Origin of the sequence: Ruminococcus sp. AF17-1AC (assembly GCF_003461385.1) — a bacterium.
Taxonomy (GTDB): domain Bacteria; phylum Bacillota; class Clostridia; order Oscillospirales; family Ruminococcaceae; genus Hominimerdicola; species Hominimerdicola aceti.
In genome coordinates this window covers 26,193-42,497 of sequence record NZ_QTWZ01000002.1, presented here as the reverse complement: position 1 = coordinate 42,497, position 16,305 = coordinate 26,193, and the positions used below count along the sequence as shown (strand labels likewise).

General features: G+C 45.0%; 14 protein-coding genes. 12 read left to right on the top strand and 2 right to left on the bottom strand.

The window, feature by feature from the left end:
• Positions 1-26 precede the first annotated feature (26 nt).
• On the top strand, positions 27-1,679 hold the full coding sequence (locus DWW81_RS01945) for a glycosyl hydrolase (RefSeq protein WP_117897386.1): 1,653 nt from the start codon (positions 27-29) through the stop codon (positions 1,677-1,679).
• A gap of 101 nt (positions 1,680-1,780) precedes the next feature.
• Here DWW81_RS01945 and DWW81_RS01940 read toward each other — a convergent pair whose 3' ends face one another.
• A complete protein-coding gene (locus DWW81_RS01940) occupies positions 1,781-4,456 on the bottom strand; it encodes a YfhO family protein (protein WP_181982643.1) in 2,676 nt (891 codons plus the stop codon).
• Positions 4,457-4,687: 231 nt separating this feature from the next.
• Here DWW81_RS01940 and DWW81_RS01935 point away from each other — a divergent pair, with 231 nt between their 5' ends.
• The 11 genes from DWW81_RS01935 to DWW81_RS01885 all read left to right on the top strand — a co-directional run bounded on the left by DWW81_RS01935 (position 4,688) and on the right by DWW81_RS01885 (position 15,350).
• Positions 4,688-5,323 (top strand): peptidylprolyl isomerase, encoded by a 636-nt coding sequence (locus DWW81_RS01935; RefSeq protein WP_117897388.1) that lies wholly within the window; start codon positions 4,688-4,690, stop codon positions 5,321-5,323.
• 213 nt (positions 5,324-5,536) lie between these two features.
• Positions 5,537-6,316, top strand: a complete 780-nt coding sequence (locus DWW81_RS01930; protein WP_117897389.1) for a transporter substrate-binding domain-containing protein — start codon at positions 5,537-5,539, stop codon at positions 6,314-6,316.
• Between the two features lie 68 nt (positions 6,317-6,384).
• Positions 6,385-7,077, top strand: a complete 693-nt coding sequence (locus DWW81_RS01925) for an amino acid ABC transporter permease (protein ID WP_117877813.1) — start codon at positions 6,385-6,387, stop codon at positions 7,075-7,077.
• On the top strand, positions 7,064-7,789 hold the full coding sequence (locus DWW81_RS01920) for an amino acid ABC transporter ATP-binding protein (RefSeq protein WP_117897390.1): 726 nt from the start codon (positions 7,064-7,066) through the stop codon (positions 7,787-7,789). Before DWW81_RS01925 ends, DWW81_RS01920 begins: the two co-directional genes overlap by 14 nt.
• A gap of 137 nt (positions 7,790-7,926) precedes the next feature.
• A complete protein-coding gene (locus tag DWW81_RS01915; protein WP_038672293.1) occupies positions 7,927-9,276 on the top strand; it encodes a MurT ligase domain-containing protein in 1,350 nt (449 codons plus the stop codon).
• 1 nt (position 9,277) lies between these two features.
• Positions 9,278-10,018, top strand: coding sequence for a glutamine amidotransferase (locus tag DWW81_RS01910; RefSeq protein WP_038672291.1), 741 nt, complete (start codon positions 9,278-9,280; stop codon positions 10,016-10,018).
• A 2-nt stretch (positions 10,019-10,020) separates the two neighbouring features.
• Positions 10,021-10,395: a hypothetical protein gene (locus DWW81_RS01905; protein WP_242989589.1), complete on the top strand. Its 375-nt coding sequence runs from the start codon at positions 10,021-10,023 to the stop codon at positions 10,393-10,395.
• Between the two features lie 10 nt (positions 10,396-10,405).
• Positions 10,406-12,115 carry a DNA mismatch repair protein MutS gene (locus DWW81_RS01900; RefSeq protein ID WP_117897391.1) on the top strand — a complete coding sequence of 570 codons (1,710 nt, stop codon included), beginning with the start codon at positions 10,406-10,408 and terminating at the stop codon, positions 12,113-12,115.
• 86 nt (positions 12,116-12,201) lie between these two features.
• On the top strand, positions 12,202-13,305 hold the full coding sequence (locus DWW81_RS01895; RefSeq protein ID WP_117897392.1) for a TraB/GumN family protein: 1,104 nt from the start codon (positions 12,202-12,204) through the stop codon (positions 13,303-13,305).
• A gap of 41 nt (positions 13,306-13,346) precedes the next feature.
• Positions 13,347-14,342 (top strand): hypothetical protein, encoded by a 996-nt coding sequence (locus DWW81_RS01890; RefSeq protein WP_117897393.1) that lies wholly within the window; start codon positions 13,347-13,349, stop codon positions 14,340-14,342.
• 18 nt (positions 14,343-14,360) lie between these two features.
• Entirely contained in the window at positions 14,361-15,350 is a 990-nt protein-coding gene (locus DWW81_RS01885) for a TPM domain-containing protein (protein WP_117897394.1), read from the top strand.
• 55 nt (positions 15,351-15,405) lie between these two features.
• Here the strand turns inward: DWW81_RS01885 and DWW81_RS01880 are convergent, their stop codons facing one another.
• Entirely contained in the window at positions 15,406-16,206 is an 801-nt protein-coding gene (locus DWW81_RS01880; protein WP_242989590.1) for a polysaccharide deacetylase family protein, read from the bottom strand.
• Between the last annotated feature and the right edge of the window lie 99 nt (positions 16,207-16,305).

The window sequence follows — 16,305 nt, the reverse complement described above, 5'->3', positions numbered from 1 at the left end:
TAATTATTAATGATAAGGAGAACATTATGCGTGAAATAATGAAAAGAACAGTTGCTGCCGCTATGGCAGTGCTTATCGCTTGTGCGGCAGCAGGCTGCAGCAGCACAGGAAACAGCAGCTCAGGCAGCTCGTCAGCAGGTGAGACTACCACTACAACAGCCCCTGTCGTTGAAGATATGGGCAACATCGACCTTTCAGACGTAACAACAGAGTACGACGTTCCTGAGGATTTCAGCTACGAGTCCGAGGCGGAAAAAGGAACTCTTTCGGGAGGTGCGGCAGTGCTTGATAAGAATTTTCTTGGTAAGTTTTCTGGCGACGGCTTCGTTTCTATAGGCTCATCAGGAGATATGGCGGAGTTCGAGATAGATTTTCCTGCAAAGGGAAGCTATAATATTACTCTCACAATGGCAGCAGACGGCGAGGGTCAGTCGAATCTTATCACTGTTGACGGTGCGGCACTCACGAACTTCACATCAACCACAACAGAGTTTGGCGACACTGTGGCTGAAAACGTGCTTATCGACGAGGGTACTCATAAGATAGGCATAAAGGGCGACAATGGTCATATCTATATCGACAGGATAAAGATAACCCCAGCTCCTGCTATCGACCTTTCACAGTATGAGGTATCAAATCAGCTTTCAAACCCTAACGCTTCTGACGAGGCAAAAAGACTTTATAACTTCCTTACGGACGTTTATGGCAAGTATACTATCTCAGGTCAGTTTTCAGGAGATAACGAGGGCAAGGACTGCCGTGAGTTCAAGGAGATAAAGAAGCACACAGGCAAGACGCCTGCTATACTTGGTCTTGACGTTTCAAACCTTTCAAACAGCGCACTTTCACATGGCGCAGGCGGCGGAGATATGGTGCCATTGCAGGCTATGGATTGGTACAACAATGAAAACGGAATAGTTTCACTTTGCTGGCATTGGTATGCCCCTGAGAAAAACCTGGAAAAGAACGGCGGAGCATGGTGGCAGGGCTTCTATTCTGAATATACAGACTTCGACCTTGCAAAGGCTCTCAGCGGCGAGGATAAAGAGGGCTACGATTCTATCATAGCTGACCTTGACCATATGGCAGGGGTGCTTAAAGAGCTTGCAGACGCAAACGTGCCTATACTTTGGCGACCTCTCCACGAGGCGGCAGGCGACCCTAAGTATCCCGGCAACGCATGGTTCTGGTGGGGTTCAGCAGGAAAGGACGCATACATTCAGCTTTGGCAGCTCATGTATGACAAGTTCACAAACGAGTATGGTCTTAACAACCTGATCTGGGTATGGAACGCACAGAATCCTGACTGGTATCCGGGTGATGAGTATGTTGACATCATGGGCTATGACTGTTATCCTGCAGAGCAGGACAGCTCTTCACAGAAGTGGTATTATGACCTTGTGAAGTCAAGCACATCCACAAACAAGATAATCGCAATGACAGAGAACGGTTCGATGTTCGACCCTGACGGAGCATTCAACGACGGCACACGCTGGGCGTGGTTCAGTACATGGAACGGCGAGTTCTGTATCAAGGATAAACAGCTTTCAGATCAGTACACCACATTTGATGAGTGGAACAAGATCTATAACAGTGAAAGAGTTCTCACCCTTGACGAGCTTCCAAACCTGAAATGCTATCCAATGGATACTGAAAAGTATCTGGAGGAGCATAAGTAAATTCGGATAAAATAAAAACTGCGGACGGCAAAATGCTATCCGCAGTTTTTTGTTGTGTAGGGGACATCTTAATTATTGTTCTGCCCTATATTATTTTTTTATCAGCTATAAATATTCAGTATGCAAGGTGCAATATAAACCACTATGATCACTATAGCTCCTGCACCGATAACAGCCGCAAGTGCAGCGGATTCCATAGTTTCTCCGAATTTCAGTTTCTTTCTTATGAAGAAATATCCTGCTGTCAGCGCAATGCCTGCGATAGTCAGTGCAAGACCTGCATAAAAGCCCTTTGGCACGCTTGTTACAGTTATTGTGTTCTCACCCTCCTGCAAGTCAAAGCTTACAAGGTCACCGAAAACCTTGTCATATGAAACAGCCTTGCCGTTGACCTTTATTTTCAGACCCTCCTGATATGGTATCTGAAGCACACATTTCTGTCCTGCCTTTGCGTTCACGCTTCCTGAAAGCTTGCCGTCACTGTCTGTAAGACCTGCGGTCTGAACCTGTTCAAGCGTCTTTTCAAGCACATTGTGGTGAAGCCCGAAAACGCCATAGGAACGGCAGCCTGTGATGCCTTTTTTCAAGGTCACACGCACGTTGACGTGTTCATTTTCAAATTCTCCAAGCTTCAAAAGCCCGTTGCTCGATTGTGACGGATAATCCATCTGCATTACCTGACCATTCACTGTTACCATGAAGCTTCCGTTTATATCCTCGCTGAGGCTGTTTGAAAGCTTGTCGAAGCAGTCAAAATAAAGTGTCTGCTTGTCTGTCACATCTATGCTGTAGTCCATGTAGGCTACATCGCTAGTAGTAGTGAGGGTGTAGTTCGGCTTAAAGTTACTGTCGTCCTGCACACCATAGATCGTGGTGTATTCGTAGTCTGTGATAAGCTCGTCGCCGTTGCCACCGAAAAGCTGTTCAAAAAGCTTCTTCTGAACGTTGCTTCTTGTGCCTGTGGAAAGTTCCTCGCTGCCGCTCAGGTCAGCGTCGGTCACAATGCCAAGGGGGAGATAGTATTCTGTCGGCACTATCTCGTAGGTATCGTTTGAATATACAGCGTCAGCCGAGCCTGTACTTTTTTCAATAAGATATTTTACTGACAGCAAAGCGTCAGTAAGCTCCGTTCCGCCATATGAGCCTACCTCCATCCAGTAAGAGGAGTAACCAAGCTGCTTCATCATGTACATATAATCACGGCTTGTGAGGGAGGTGTAGTGGCTCAGGGAATTGTAGCCCATTGAGCCGACCAGATTGACCTCGAAAAGCTTGCTTGCGGTCTTTACTCTGTAAAAGCCCTCTGTTTCGTCAAGTCTGTCTGAAAGATCCATTATCTTCTGATGATTAGCCGCACGCTGTGGATTGTTCACGCTAGGGGATACCATATAAATATTCACGTTTGCGTAGGACTCAGCCGCAACGAACATTGCAAGGAAGATCGCAAATATCTTCTTTGATATCCAGCCCTTTTTGTGCAGCAGAACGATAACAGTATAGAAAGCCGCCGCCACAATGAAAAATTCAAGGCAAAGCTCAAAGGCGGTGCTGTCCTGCCAAAGGCTTTTAGTGTATTTTGACATTCCGTCACGATTGTTCTCAACAAAGCCCTCAGAGAAGTTGTAAAAGCCGTAGATAAGTGCCGCTAGTATCAGGAAAATAACAAAGTGGTCGCAGTGTTTCTTTCCTTTTGCCACTGCGTTTTCCGATGAAAGAAAATATCCTGCGCAGATAAGTGCAAAGAATATGGTAATGAAAGCGTATCTGCATGGGAACGACATATAGCTTCCTGTGTGCCACATAAGGTTCGCAGGCTCTATTAAAATAGGTACGAGCATCAAAAAGAGCATTATAAGGTCGGTGTTAAGACGCTTGCTTCTCTTTTTGCCGTCAAGAAGAAACACCGCAACTATCACTATCACCGAAGCCGTTGACAACAGCAGGCAGAATGTGGTGTTGTAGTTTGTGATGAATGAGGCGGTTTCGAGCTGTTGGATAACTGATTTAGAACGTCCGCTTGACAAGAATTGCAGGAAGCATGGTATCCATACCACCGCTGAAAGCAATGCGCCAAGAAGCGAACCTATAACAAATCTGCATGGAACGTCCTTGTATTTTTCCTCCTTGCGGTAACGCCAGCAGCAAAGAGCCATGAAAATCATTATGAAAACAACTATCATGTAGCTGATGTAGTAGTTCACTATCATCATAAGTGTGAGCATGACAGTGTATGGGATAATGCGCTTTTTCTCGAAAAGCTCCCTGAATGCCACCATAAGAAGAGGGAAAAGATACATCATGTCAAGCCATATGTTGTTCTGATAATAGAACATTCCATAGCCGCAGAATGCGTATATGACGCTGAGTACAGCGCCAATGTAAGGGTCGAGCTTTTTTTGACAGGAGCGGAAATATATCTGCGCCGTTACAGCCGCTGTCATCATTTTAAGCACTGTGAGAATGTTGACGAGGTAGATTATGTCAGCCTTGTCAACAAAAAGCACAAGCAAGGTGTAGGGGCTTGCGATAAAGAAGAAGAAAACGCCCCACAGGTCCATTCCTCCTGCATTGTGGAAGTTAAGGAACATTCCGTCCTTGCCTGAGAAAATATCCTTGAAGTCGGTGAGCAGAGGTATTACCTGCTGTGACATATCGCACCATGATACAGTGCCGTCACCGAAAGGGTAAAGCCCATGCCGATAAAAAGCAAACCCCATTATGAGCAATACAGCCAGAGGCGGGATGATAAAAGGCAGAGCTTTTTTCAGCTTATCCATTTTGTTCAGTCCTCCATACATAACATAGTTTTTATATTTTTCTTTAAAAAACATTATAATTATACTCCATTAAGAGTCAAAAATCAATATTAAATAAGCCAACTTTAGGCTTCGTATGATGAAAATTATGTGAAAAACATGGTCTGATGTTGATTTTTTTGCAGTGAGGTGCTATAATAGGCTAGTGAAAAGGCAGAAGTGCCATTAATAATGATCGAAAGGACGATAAAAATGAAACTTAAAAAGCTATTCAGAGCATTGGCTCTTTGCACAGCAGGCGTGCTTGCCTGCGCAGTTCTTACAGCCTGCGGAGATAAGGGTGACAGCTCATCACAGACCTCTGCGGCTGACACTGACAAGAAGTTCGTTATCACGCTTTATGCCAATGACGCACCTATAACCTGCGAGAACTTCGAGAAGCTGGTGAAGGAAAAGTTCTATGACGGACTTACTTTCCATAGAGTCGTAGACGGCTTTATGGCACAGGGCGGTGACCCCAACGGTGACGGCACAGGCGGAAGCAAGGAAACTATCAAGGGCGAGTTCTCAGCAAATGGCGTTGAAAACAGCCTGAGCCATACAAGAGGCGTTGTTTCAATGGCAAGAGCAAGCGATATGGACAGTGCTTCAAGCCAGTTCTTTATCTGCTACAGCGATAAGGATACCTTCCTTGACGGACAGTATGCGGCTTTCGGCATGGTAACAGAGGGCATGGACGTTGTTGATGACTTCCTCAAGGTGGAGAGAACAACAGGTTCAGATAACGCACAGTCAAAGCCTGTTACGCCTATCACTATCGTAAAGGCTGAAATGATAGATGATGACGCAGACGGCAACCACAGAGTTCAGTTCACAATGGATTTCTAAGCTGATTTTCACAAAGAGGTGTCCCCATTGGGTGGATACCTTTTTTGTTTACTAAAATGGTTTGGCAAAACAAAAAATTCATAATTTATATATCAAATCACTGATAAAAGCTATTGCAAAAAGCCGTGTGTTCAGTTATAATATATGATATAGGTTTATGCACAGTCGGTATCGTAGGGCTGTCGCTATCAATTTTTGAAAGGAATGTATGTTATGAAGAAATTTGCAGCAGGACTTATTGCAGTGGCAATGAGCGTTACAATGCTTGCAGGCTGCGGAGTGCCTGCTAATACAGTTCACAGCGTTGACGATCTGGAGGGCAAGACTATCGGTGTTCAGCTTGGAACAACAGGCGATATTTATGCCGAGGACGTTAAGGACGCTAAGGTAGAAAAATACAACAAGGGCGCTGACGCTGTTCAGGCTCTGAAGCAGGGCAAGATAGACGCCGTTATAATCGACGCTGAACCTGCTAAGGTTTTCGTTGAGAAGAATGACGATCTTGAAATACTTGACGAGCCTTTTGCTGAGGAAGAATACGCTATCGCGATGAAGCTTGACAACACTGAGCTTCAGCAGGCGATAAACGGTGCTCTCAAGGAGCTTAAGGCTGACGGAACACTTGACGCTATCAAGGCAAACTACGTTGGCGAGGACGCTGGCAAGAACCCATACAAGTCCCCTGATAATGTTAGCAGAGATAAGGGTACGCTTGTAATGGCAACAAACGCTGAGTTCCCTCCATACGAGAGCAAGGAGAACGATAAGGTCGTTGGTATCGACGCTGATATGATGCAGGCAGTTTGCGACAAGCTTGGTTATGAGCTTAAGATAGACGATATGGCATTTGATTCTATCATCTCAGCCGTTCAGTCAGGCAAGGCAGACGTTGGCGTTGCAGGTATGACAGTTACACCTGACAGAGAGAAAAACGTTCTTTTCTCTGACACTTACACATCATCAAGTCAGGTAATAATCGTAAGAAAGAAATAATTTTTCACACTTCGGCTGTCGTAGAGCGGCAGCCGAAATTATTTTGATAAAGAACAGGAAGTGCTGAATTGAACAAATTGATCGACGATTTCCAGCAAAATTTTTTGGACGAGAGCCGTTGGCATTATCTTACCAATGGCCTTAAAACAACACTTATCATAACCTTCTTTGCGGTCATACTTGGCTTTGTGTTGGGATTTCTTGTGGCTATAGTCCGCTCTACTCATGATAAGACAGGCAAAATGAAGATACTAAACGCCCTTTGCAGAGTGTATCTTACAGTGATAAGAGGAACTCCTATGGTAGTTCAGCTCCTTATAACATATTTTGTTATTTTTGGAAGCGTGAACATAGACAAGACTCTTGTGGCTGTGCTTGCATTCGGCGTGAACTCAGGCGCATATGTGGCTGAGATAGTCCGTTCAGGTATCATGTCAGTTGATAACGGTCAGTTTGAAGCAGGAAGAAGCCTTGGCCTTAGCTATCGTCAGACAATGATAACAATAGTTCTTCCGCAGGCTTTTAAAACTGTTCTGCCTGCCCTTGCAAACGAGTGCATAGTTTTGCTTAAAGAAACCTCTGTTGCAGGATATATCGCAATTCAGGACCTTACAAAGGGCGGAGATATAATCCGTTCTCAGACGTTCTCGGCATTCATGCCGCTTATAACAGTTGCACTTATTTACCTTATAATGGTAGTTGTGCTTACTCATCTGGTAGGAAAGCTTGAAAGGAGGCTGTCGCAAAGTGATAGACGTTAAACATCTCAGCAAGTCTTTCGGCGAGGTCGAAGTGCTGAAAGATATAAACGAAACTATCGACAAGGGCGAAAAGGTCGTTATCGTTGGTCCGTCAGGCTCAGGAAAGTCCACCTTTCTCCGCTGTCTTAACCTTATGGAAAAGCCGACCTCAGGTGATATATTCTTCGAGGGCGAGAACATCACTCAGGCGAACGAGCATGAAATGAACAAGCTCAGACAGAGAATGGGCATGGTTTTTCAGCATTTCAACCTCTTCCCACATCTTACAATAAAAAAGAATATCACTCTTGCCCCTGTGAAGCTTGGCCTTATGACAGCCGATGAAGCCGACAAAAAGGCGGAAGAGCTTTTGGAAAGAGTTGGTCTGCCTGATAAGGCTGACGAGTATCCTTCAAGGCTCTCAGGCGGTCAGAAGCAGAGAATAGCCATCGCACGTTCACTGGCGATGAATCCTGAAGTAATGCTTTTTGACGAGCCGACTTCAGCACTTGACCCTGAAATGGTGGGCGAGGTGCTGGAGCTTATGAAACAGCTTGCAAACGACGGAATGACAATGGTTGTCGTTACCCACGAAATGGGCTTTGCAAGGGAGGTTGCTTCGAGAGTTCTGTTTATGGCAGACGGAAAAATACTTGAGCAGAACAGGCCGTCAGAGTTCTTTGCACACCCTGAAAATCAGCGTTTGAAAGATTTTCTCTCAAAAATTATATAGAAGCCAACACCGCACAAGGGGCGCCTATCGTCTTTGTGCGGTGTTTTTTTGTTTGCAAAGTGCGAAAATGCTTGACATTATGGGCGTTATGGTCTATTATTATTTTATACGACTTTATTTTAATAGGAGATACATAAATGAGTTTAAAAAATGCTTTCACCATTATTTTCGGCAAGCTTATGGTAAAAACTCTGCACCTGCTTGGCAGGGACGCAGGCAACTTTCCTGGGCTTGTGCTGTGGACTATAAATAAAGACTGCCTGAAGGCTTTCAAAGTGGATTGCCCTATCGTTGCTGTCACAGGCACCAACGGCAAGACCTCTGTTACAAACTATCTCAGCCACATTTTTGCAAGCGGTGGAAAGAAGATAATCACAAACCCGGAGGGCAACAATCTTGATACGGGAATATGCTCACTTTTGCTAAATCACTGCGATATGAGGGGAAGAGTACACGCCGATTATCTCGTGCTTGAAACTGACGAGTCCCATGTTCCTGTGGTCTATTCAAAGCTCAATTTGCAGACCCTTGTTCTGCTGAATTTCTTCCGTGACCAGCTTGACAGAAACGGCGAGGTGGAAACACTCATACTCAAGGTGAAAAAGTTCCTTGAAACATTTGAGGGCAACGTTGTCCTCAATGCCGATGACCCAAACGTGGCAAGACTTGGGCTTGCTAACCCTAATAACAAGAATATCCACTATTTCAGCGTTGACAGATATCAGGGCGCAACGGATAAGCCTTATGAGGTGGGCGAGGGCAAATTTTGTCCTTTCTGCGATACTGAACTTGTCTATGACTATTATCAGTATTCACATATCGGCAAGTTCCATTGTCCAAAGTGTGGTTTTGGCAATATCGAGCCTGAGGTGGAGATAAAGAACGTTGACCTGACTGTTCCGTCCTTTGAGGCAGACGGGGAAACATATAAGACCGCTCATAACAGTATCTATTATATGTACAACATGGCGGCTGTTTATACTGCCGCAAAGCTCTATAATTTTGATAAGGCTATATTGCATGACACTTTCGAGCATTTCGAGGTGAATAACGGCAGACTTGAACGCTTTGAGGTTGACGGCTCAAGCCTTCTTGTGAACCTTGCCAAAAACCCTGTTGGCGCAAATATGACCCTGCGTGTGATGAACGAGCAGGCAGGCTCAAAGGAACTGCTTTTTGTCCTTAACGATAACCTTGCAGACGGCCATGACGTTTCTTGGATATGGGATATAAACTTCTCCGTGTTCAATAACGTTGACCGAGTTGTGACTTCCGGTACAAGAGCATATGATATCGCCATAAGAATAAAATGCTCAGGCTATGACCCTGACAAGATATTCGTTTATCCTGATCTTGACGAAGCAACAGCGTCACTCTTCTCCACAAAGGGTGATAAGTTTGCCATAGCCAATTATACTGCTATCCAGCCGACAAGAGCCGCAATAAAAAGATATAAGAGCCTGAAAGAAAACGGGGAGGAAAAGTAAAATGGAAAAACTGAAAATTCTTCATATGTATCCTAATATGCTTGACCTCTACGGTGACAGCGGCAACGTTGAAGTGCTTTCTTACCGCTGTAAAATGCGTGGCATAGAACTGGAAGTTTCAAAGCATCTTATTGGTGACAAGGAAACTGATTTCACCCAGTATGATATCATCTATCTTGGCGGCGGTGCTGACTTTGAACAGCAGATACTTGCCGATGACCTTGTTTCCTGCAAGGACAGTATCATGGAAGCTTATAAGGCAGGAACATTTTTCCTGATGATATGCGGCGGCTATCAGCTCATGGGTCAGTATTATAAGGACTCAAACGGTGAGAAAGTGCCTGGACTGGGGCTTTTTGATTACTATACCGTCGCCTCTACCGATAAAAGATGCAGATGTATCGGTAATATCGTCATCGAGGCTCAGCTTGACGGAGAAAAATACAAGGTCATAGGCTTTGAAAACCATGGCGGACAGACCACCAACGTCAAGTCGCCCTTCGGAAAAGTCCTCTCAGGCAACGGCAATGAGTTTGAAAGCAGTACCGAGGGCTATATGGAAAAAAGCGTTATCGCAACCTATCTCCACGGTCCGCTCCTGTCTAAAAATCCAAAGGTCAGCGACTATGTTATTTCATACTGCATGAGCCGTAAGCTTGGCGAAAAGTATATCCCCGCACCTATAAACGATAAGCTTGAAGAAGATTGCCGCAAACAGCTTTTTGAAAGACTGGGTGTGTAAAAATGTTTTCACTGTTCAAAAAGAAGCAGGTTCAGAGCGAGCCGCCTCTGAAAAAGAAAATAAAGGATATGAAGTGCAGAAAAATAAACTACGTTGACGAGGGCTTTGATACCCTCGCATCGGAAATGTCTGCCGACCCGAAAGCTATTCTCAGGCTCAAGCCTGTGAACTATTATGCCATAAAAAATAAATATATTATGGGAAAAGTTTATACGTCTGAGGACTATCAGGAGAACTATGTGCAGTTTTTCAGATACGAGTATGACCACGAGTGTGGAAAAACTGATATCTACCCCCTAAGTGCAGAGCTTATGTCAAAGGCTCTTGCAAAGGTGGGCATAATAATAGACCTGAAAGCCCTTGCCAAAGACCAGTGAGGAAACGAAAATGGCTTCAAAACTTGATGAATTTGATATGAAAGCCCCTGTGGCTGACCTGCTTTATCCCTCTGTGGAAAAGCACAACGCAATGAAAAAAAGAGCTGCCGCCCTTGAAAAGCTCCCCAGAGCGTTTGTTGACAATCTGGAGCTTGAAAAGGTGGCTGATTTTATCACGCCCCATTACCAGTATCGTGTAATGAGGCTTTTTTGTGAGGTTTGCGACGATGAGGAGGTAATAAACTACCGCCTTGATATCCTTGATGATTTCATAAGGCTTCCGTCATTGTCTGCCACCATACGCAAGGTGATAAACGTCATGGTGGAAAATGACAGAAAGAACATCTATAATCTTACTACTCCCGACAGCTTTTCACAGCTTGATGATGCCATAAGCGGTTTTGACGCTTACATACAGTGCATGGAGATAATGCACGATTTTTATGGAAAAATGAAAGACAAGATATGCTCAGAGGGCGTAAAAAAGCTTTTTGCGTTCTTTGAGGAGCATTATGGTGACAAGCATTATATATCCCTGAAGGGTGAGATAGAGAAGCTTAAAAAGGCACTCTATGACCGCATACGAAGCGTTACAGTGGCAATAAACCTCGATGAAAGGCTAGTTCCTGTTTCAGCAGGCATTATAGAGCTTTCAAAAGAGCGTTACGATATAAAGCCGTCCCTTGTGGACAGGATACTTTACCATGGGGCAAAGTTCAACGATAAGTCTGTTGTGAAAAATCTCAGAAAAAAGTATAATGACAGCGAGGTGTCTGACGATAAGCTTATCAACACTGTGGATAAGACCCTATTTGACGAGCTTAGCGATCTTACTGATACTTTTGTGAAAATGATAGACAAGGTGCTTGCTGAGTATCAGAAAGCAGGCATTGCCGATATGCGCTATATAGACTATCAGCTTGAATACTATATGGGCGCAGTGGCTGTGATAGAAGCCTGTGAAGATCAGGGGCTTAAAATGTGCCGTCCGAAAATTCTTCCTGCAGGTGAGAGAAAAGCCGTCATAAAGGATATCTTTGACCCTGTTTATTTCCGTGAAGCCAGAATATATAATCTTGACCACAAGGAGAAAAAATCCGTTGTCACAAACGATATCACCATTGGCGGTGACAGCGAGGGCTTTTATGTGCTTACGGGCGCAAACAATGGCGGAAAGACCACATTTCTCCGTGCGGTCGGTCTGTGTCAGATAATGGCGCAGACAGGGCTTTATGTGCCTGCTTCATACTGTGAAATATCCCTTGTGGACTATATCTACACTCAGTTCCCACAAAAGGAAAAAACAGGTATCGACACCAGCCGTTTCACCACAGAGATAAAAGAGTTCCGTGAAATAAGCGACACTATCACAGCAAACAGCCTGCTTCTTATGAACGAGTCTATCCAAAGCACAACCCCAAGGGAGTGTGTTGAGGTCGCCTGCGAGCTTTTGAGGATATTCTGCAAAATGGGCGTAAGAGGAGTTTTTGCAACACATCTTGTGGATATCGCATACAAGACCGTGGAGCTTAATAAAGACAGTACCCTCAGAACAAAGCTTGCAAGCATTGTCGCCGACGCAGATGATGAAACAGGAGAGCGAAAGTATAAGATAGTCCGTGGAATGCCCCGTGACAACAGCTTCGCTCAAACTATCCTTAAACAATACGGCATAGATATGGAAACGATAGAAAAGCGTATAAGAGAGAATAAAGCCTGATTATTACAAAATTGTAACCATACTTGAAAATTTCTTTGATGTGTGATATACTTTAACATACTATTATAAAGATAGGAGATAAAACCATGAAAAAGATACATAGAACATTGAGCCTATTTACAGTCGCTGCAATGTGCACCGCACTTCTCTGCTCATGCGGAGCGGTGTCTGACAGCTCACAGACCGACAGCAGCTCAAAGGCAGCCACAACTACAACATCCGACACAACGGCTGATACAACCACCGCAGGGGAGGCGAGCAGTACAGCTTCTGCCACTTCTGCACCTGACAGCAGTGTTGCAGACAGTTCATCAGCGGTAACGGACGATACAAAGACGAACGGTATCACACCTGCTATGTGGAAAGTGACTTCACCTGAGGGCAACACAATGGTGATGCTCGGCTCTTTCCATGCACTGAAAGACGAGTGCTATCCGCTCCCTGAGGCAGTAACAAATGCGTATAATAATGCCGATATCCTTGCGGTGGAGTGCGATATAACCTCCACAAGCGAGGACGGGGAGTATATGAAAAATCTTATGAAGCAAATGCTTTATAATGATAACACTAAGCTCAGCCAGCATATTTCCGAGGAAGCATATTCAGCACTGCAAACATATCTCGGCTATTGGGGCATGGATATCTCCGCCCTGGAGGTCTACAGACCATGGGCTGTTTCAAGCACCCTTGATACCCTGCTTATTCAGGATTCCGGCTTTGACTCGGAAAAGGGTCTTGACAACTACCTTCTTACCACCGCCCATGCAGACGGTAAGGAGATATATGAAGTTGAGTCGGTGGATTTCCAGATGAATCTGCTCATAAACTTCTCAGACGATATCTATGACCTTATGTTCAGAAGCTACGAAGGGGAAACTAAGGAGAGCCAGAAGCAGGCTCTTGAAGATCTCTATACCGCATGGAAGTCGGGGGATATCGAAACCTTCCTTGAGGAAGATAACGAGGAGGAGCTTGCAGGCTATACCGAGGAGGACAAAAAGATCGCCGAGGATTATAATAAGCAAATGCTCTATGACAGAAACAAGAACATGGCAAAAGCTGCCGAGGATCTTATGTCTCAGGGCAAGAACGTGTTCTATGTTGTTGGTGCGGCACACTATGCGGGCGAGGGAGGAATAATCGACCTGCTTGAAAAAGACGGCTACACAGCCGAGCGTGTGCAGTATTGATAGACTTGTAGATTTGTATAGGGGAAAGGGGTAAAAAATAAATGCCACATTCATCAGGGGGAGGCTCTCACAGCGGAGGGTCACACAGCGGCTCAGGCTTTTCCGGCTCTTCATCAAGCTCGGGAGGGTCGAGCGCTAAACACATAAAGCACACAAGCTTTCCTGGGGCAAGAAGATACGTCTACTATGAGAACTATCATCCTGTCTATGTCTATGCTGACTATGATATTCGCAAGGGGACCGCTTCAGGTAAGTTTTTCAGTATACTTGGCAGTGCTGTCAGCCTGCTCTTTGGTATCATGCTTCTTGCCATGTGCTATGATAAGCCTCAAAAAATGGATACAAGTCCATCTTATCACTGCGAGATAAAGGATACGGCAGGGGTCATTGATGATATGGACAAGGTGCAGAATGCAATTGTTGATTTCTATGACGAAACCGGTATACCCGTAGAGATAATGACAGTGAACAACGAGGATTGGCAGGGAAGCTATTCAAAGCTAGAGGAATTTGCCTATGATATGTATGTGACGGAATTTGACGACGAGGAGCATTGGCTGGTGGTTTATTCTGAACCTGCATCTCCCGACCCTGATTTTAACGATTGGTACTGGGAGGGTATGCAGGGCGATGATACCGACAATATCATAACTGTAGATGTAGCAGACGATTTCAAAGATCTTATGCAGAAATATCTTACCGCCAACAGCCGTTATGATGTCAGCTCTGCTATAGCAGCGGCTTTTGATGAAACTACGCCAAACGTTATGGACGGTCATGTAGAGTGGCTGTTCGTGATATGGGGATTTCTCCTGTCAGGTATCGGGGTTTATGAGATATATCAGACGCTTATCACGAATAAAAAGGCTTACCGAAGCGCAGTGAAATGTGCAAATGATGCAAAAGAGGACACCTGCGAATACTGCGGAAATGTCTATGTTATCGGCACTTGTCATGAGTGCCCACACTGCGGAGCACCGCTCAGACCACATAACGTGGAAACAGAACAGCCTGTCGCAGATACCACACAAAAATAAGAAAGGGGTAAATAATAAATGCCACATTCATCGGGAGGCGGCTCTCACGGAGGAGGATCACACGGAGGCTCGCATTACAGCAGCCATTCACACGGAGGCTCAGGAAGAAGCTCACGCCACGTAAGAAGCACCTATTTCCCGGACGCAAGAAGATATGTATATTATGATCATCACAGACCTGTCTATGTCTATGCAGATTATGACATAACCGAAAAAAGAAGTCCTTTGAGATTTCTTATGCTGCTTTTCTATCTGCCGTTTTTTATATTCACATTTTCTATGTTTGCCGAGGCTTATCATCACCCTCATAAGCTTCCCCAGAACTATGATTATAAAATAGTTGTGGAGGATAAAGCAAACGTCCTTGGCAACACCGCAGAGCTTAGAAACTCTCTGGTGGCATTTTATAACCGCACCGGTATCTCACCTGCGGTCATAACAGTGGAAAATTCCGATTGGCAGGGGAATTATTCAGACCTTGAAAATTATGCCTATGATCTGTATGTGAACCACTTTGCGGACGAGAGCCATTGGCTCATAGTTTACTCTACTCCTGACGGCTATTCTTCCTCTGACGGCTTTGAGGATTGGTATTGGGAGGGTATGCAGGGCAATGATACAGATGATGTTCTGACAGAATCAGTAACGAACAGCTTCAATGACGAGCTGCAGAAAAATCTCACGGCGAGAACACGCTATACAGTGTCCTCGGCTATCAGCACATCATTTGACGACCTGACGCCTACCGTAATGAAGAGTAAAGTAAATTGGACTATGCTATTTACTTCGATCGCCATTCTGGCATTTGTGTGTCTGCACGCCTGCCTTATGATAGGCATAAATCCAAAGGCGAGAAAATATGCCAAAGCAAAGCCTTGTTCTGACGCAGCTCAGGAAAAAGCCTGCGAATATTGCGGCTATACCTATGTCGTAGACACTTGTACAGAATGTCCTCATTGCGGAGCGCCTATCCCACCGGAGGATCAGCCTGGGGCACGATTTACTTGATAAAAAAATCACCGCCTGAGAAGCTATTTCTCTCAGGCGGTTTTGTTTGTCATTTTTAGCCGTACATCTCAGTCTGCTCAGCGTAGCTGTAGATTATCTCGGAGTCAGGGTCAATGGCAACTCCCTTTGCGTGGAAAAGCTCTGTTATGGTAACGAACTCGTAGCCCTGTTCTTTGAGGGCAGGGATTATCTTGTCAAGGGCTGCAACTGTCTGAACGTTTCCGTTCATATCATGAAGCAGGATAATTCCCCCGTCCCTAGCCTGTGCAAGCACCTTTTCAACACGCTCCTCAACGCCTATGGCATTGTTATAGTCCTCTGCGCCGTATCCGCATATAAACGGCATATCCACAGCGTCAAACATGGTCTGATTTACCGCAATATATGGCGGACGGAAAAACTGCGGACGTTCGCCAACAGCCTCTTCCACCTTGTCGGAAGTAAAGTCTATCTCGGCCTTTATTTCCTCTGCGGTCATTTTTGTCATGTCAGGGTGGCTCTGAGAATGGTTTTCAATGTCACAGCCCATGTTGTAAGCACGCTTCATGACCTCTGCACTCTCGTCTGTGATGTTGTTTCCGATAACGAAAAACGAAGCCACAATGCCGTGTTCTTCAAGCTTGTCAAGCACAAGGGGAGTTGTGTCAGTGTTAGGGCCGTCATCAAAAGTGAGGGCTATCACTTTTCCGTAGTCAGACTTGTCACGAAGCGGTCTGCGCTTATTCTGTGAACTGCTGTCCTCAGCCTTTGAGCTTTCTTTTTCCAGACTGCTGTTTTCACCGGTCCCACAGCCCACTCCCATAGCAAGGCTGAAAGCCACAGCACCAATAAGAATAGTTTTAAGCACCTTTTTCATAAGATTTTCTCCTTCATATTTATTATCTCTATGATAGCATATTTCCACTTGATTTTCAATAGAATTTGATGATAAAGCAACAAAAAACGAGCGGTCAAA

What these genes read in the sequence shown, in the direction of transcription:
- DWW81_RS01940 (WP_181982643.1), bottom strand. Translation starts at nt 4,456, where the DNA reads ATGGATAAGCTGAAAAAAGCTCTGCCTTTTATCATCCCGCCTCTGGCT.
- DWW81_RS01900 (WP_117897391.1), top strand. Translation starts at nt 10,406, where the DNA reads ATGGCTTCAAAACTTGATGAATTTGATATGAAAGCCCCTGTGGCTGAC.
- DWW81_RS01935 (WP_117897388.1), top strand. Translation starts at nt 4,688, where the DNA reads ATGAAACTTAAAAAGCTATTCAGAGCATTGGCTCTTTGCACAGCAGGC.
- DWW81_RS01945 (WP_117897386.1), top strand. Translation starts at nt 27, where the DNA reads ATGCGTGAAATAATGAAAAGAACAGTTGCTGCCGCTATGGCAGTGCTT.
- DWW81_RS01895 (WP_117897392.1), top strand. Translation starts at nt 12,202, where the DNA reads ATGAAAAAGATACATAGAACATTGAGCCTATTTACAGTCGCTGCAATG.
- DWW81_RS01915 (WP_038672293.1), top strand. Translation starts at nt 7,927, where the DNA reads ATGAGTTTAAAAAATGCTTTCACCATTATTTTCGGCAAGCTTATGGTA.
- DWW81_RS01910 (WP_038672291.1), top strand. Translation starts at nt 9,278, where the DNA reads ATGGAAAAACTGAAAATTCTTCATATGTATCCTAATATGCTTGACCTC.
- DWW81_RS01890 (WP_117897393.1), top strand. Translation starts at nt 13,347, where the DNA reads ATGCCACATTCATCAGGGGGAGGCTCTCACAGCGGAGGGTCACACAGC.
- DWW81_RS01880 (WP_242989590.1), bottom strand. Translation starts at nt 16,206, where the DNA reads ATGAAAAAGGTGCTTAAAACTATTCTTATTGGTGCTGTGGCTTTCAGC.
- DWW81_RS01885 (WP_117897394.1), top strand. Translation starts at nt 14,361, where the DNA reads ATGCCACATTCATCGGGAGGCGGCTCTCACGGAGGAGGATCACACGGA.
- DWW81_RS01905 (WP_242989589.1), top strand. Translation starts at nt 10,021, where the DNA reads ATGTTTTCACTGTTCAAAAAGAAGCAGGTTCAGAGCGAGCCGCCTCTG.
- DWW81_RS01930 (WP_117897389.1), top strand. Translation starts at nt 5,537, where the DNA reads ATGAAGAAATTTGCAGCAGGACTTATTGCAGTGGCAATGAGCGTTACA.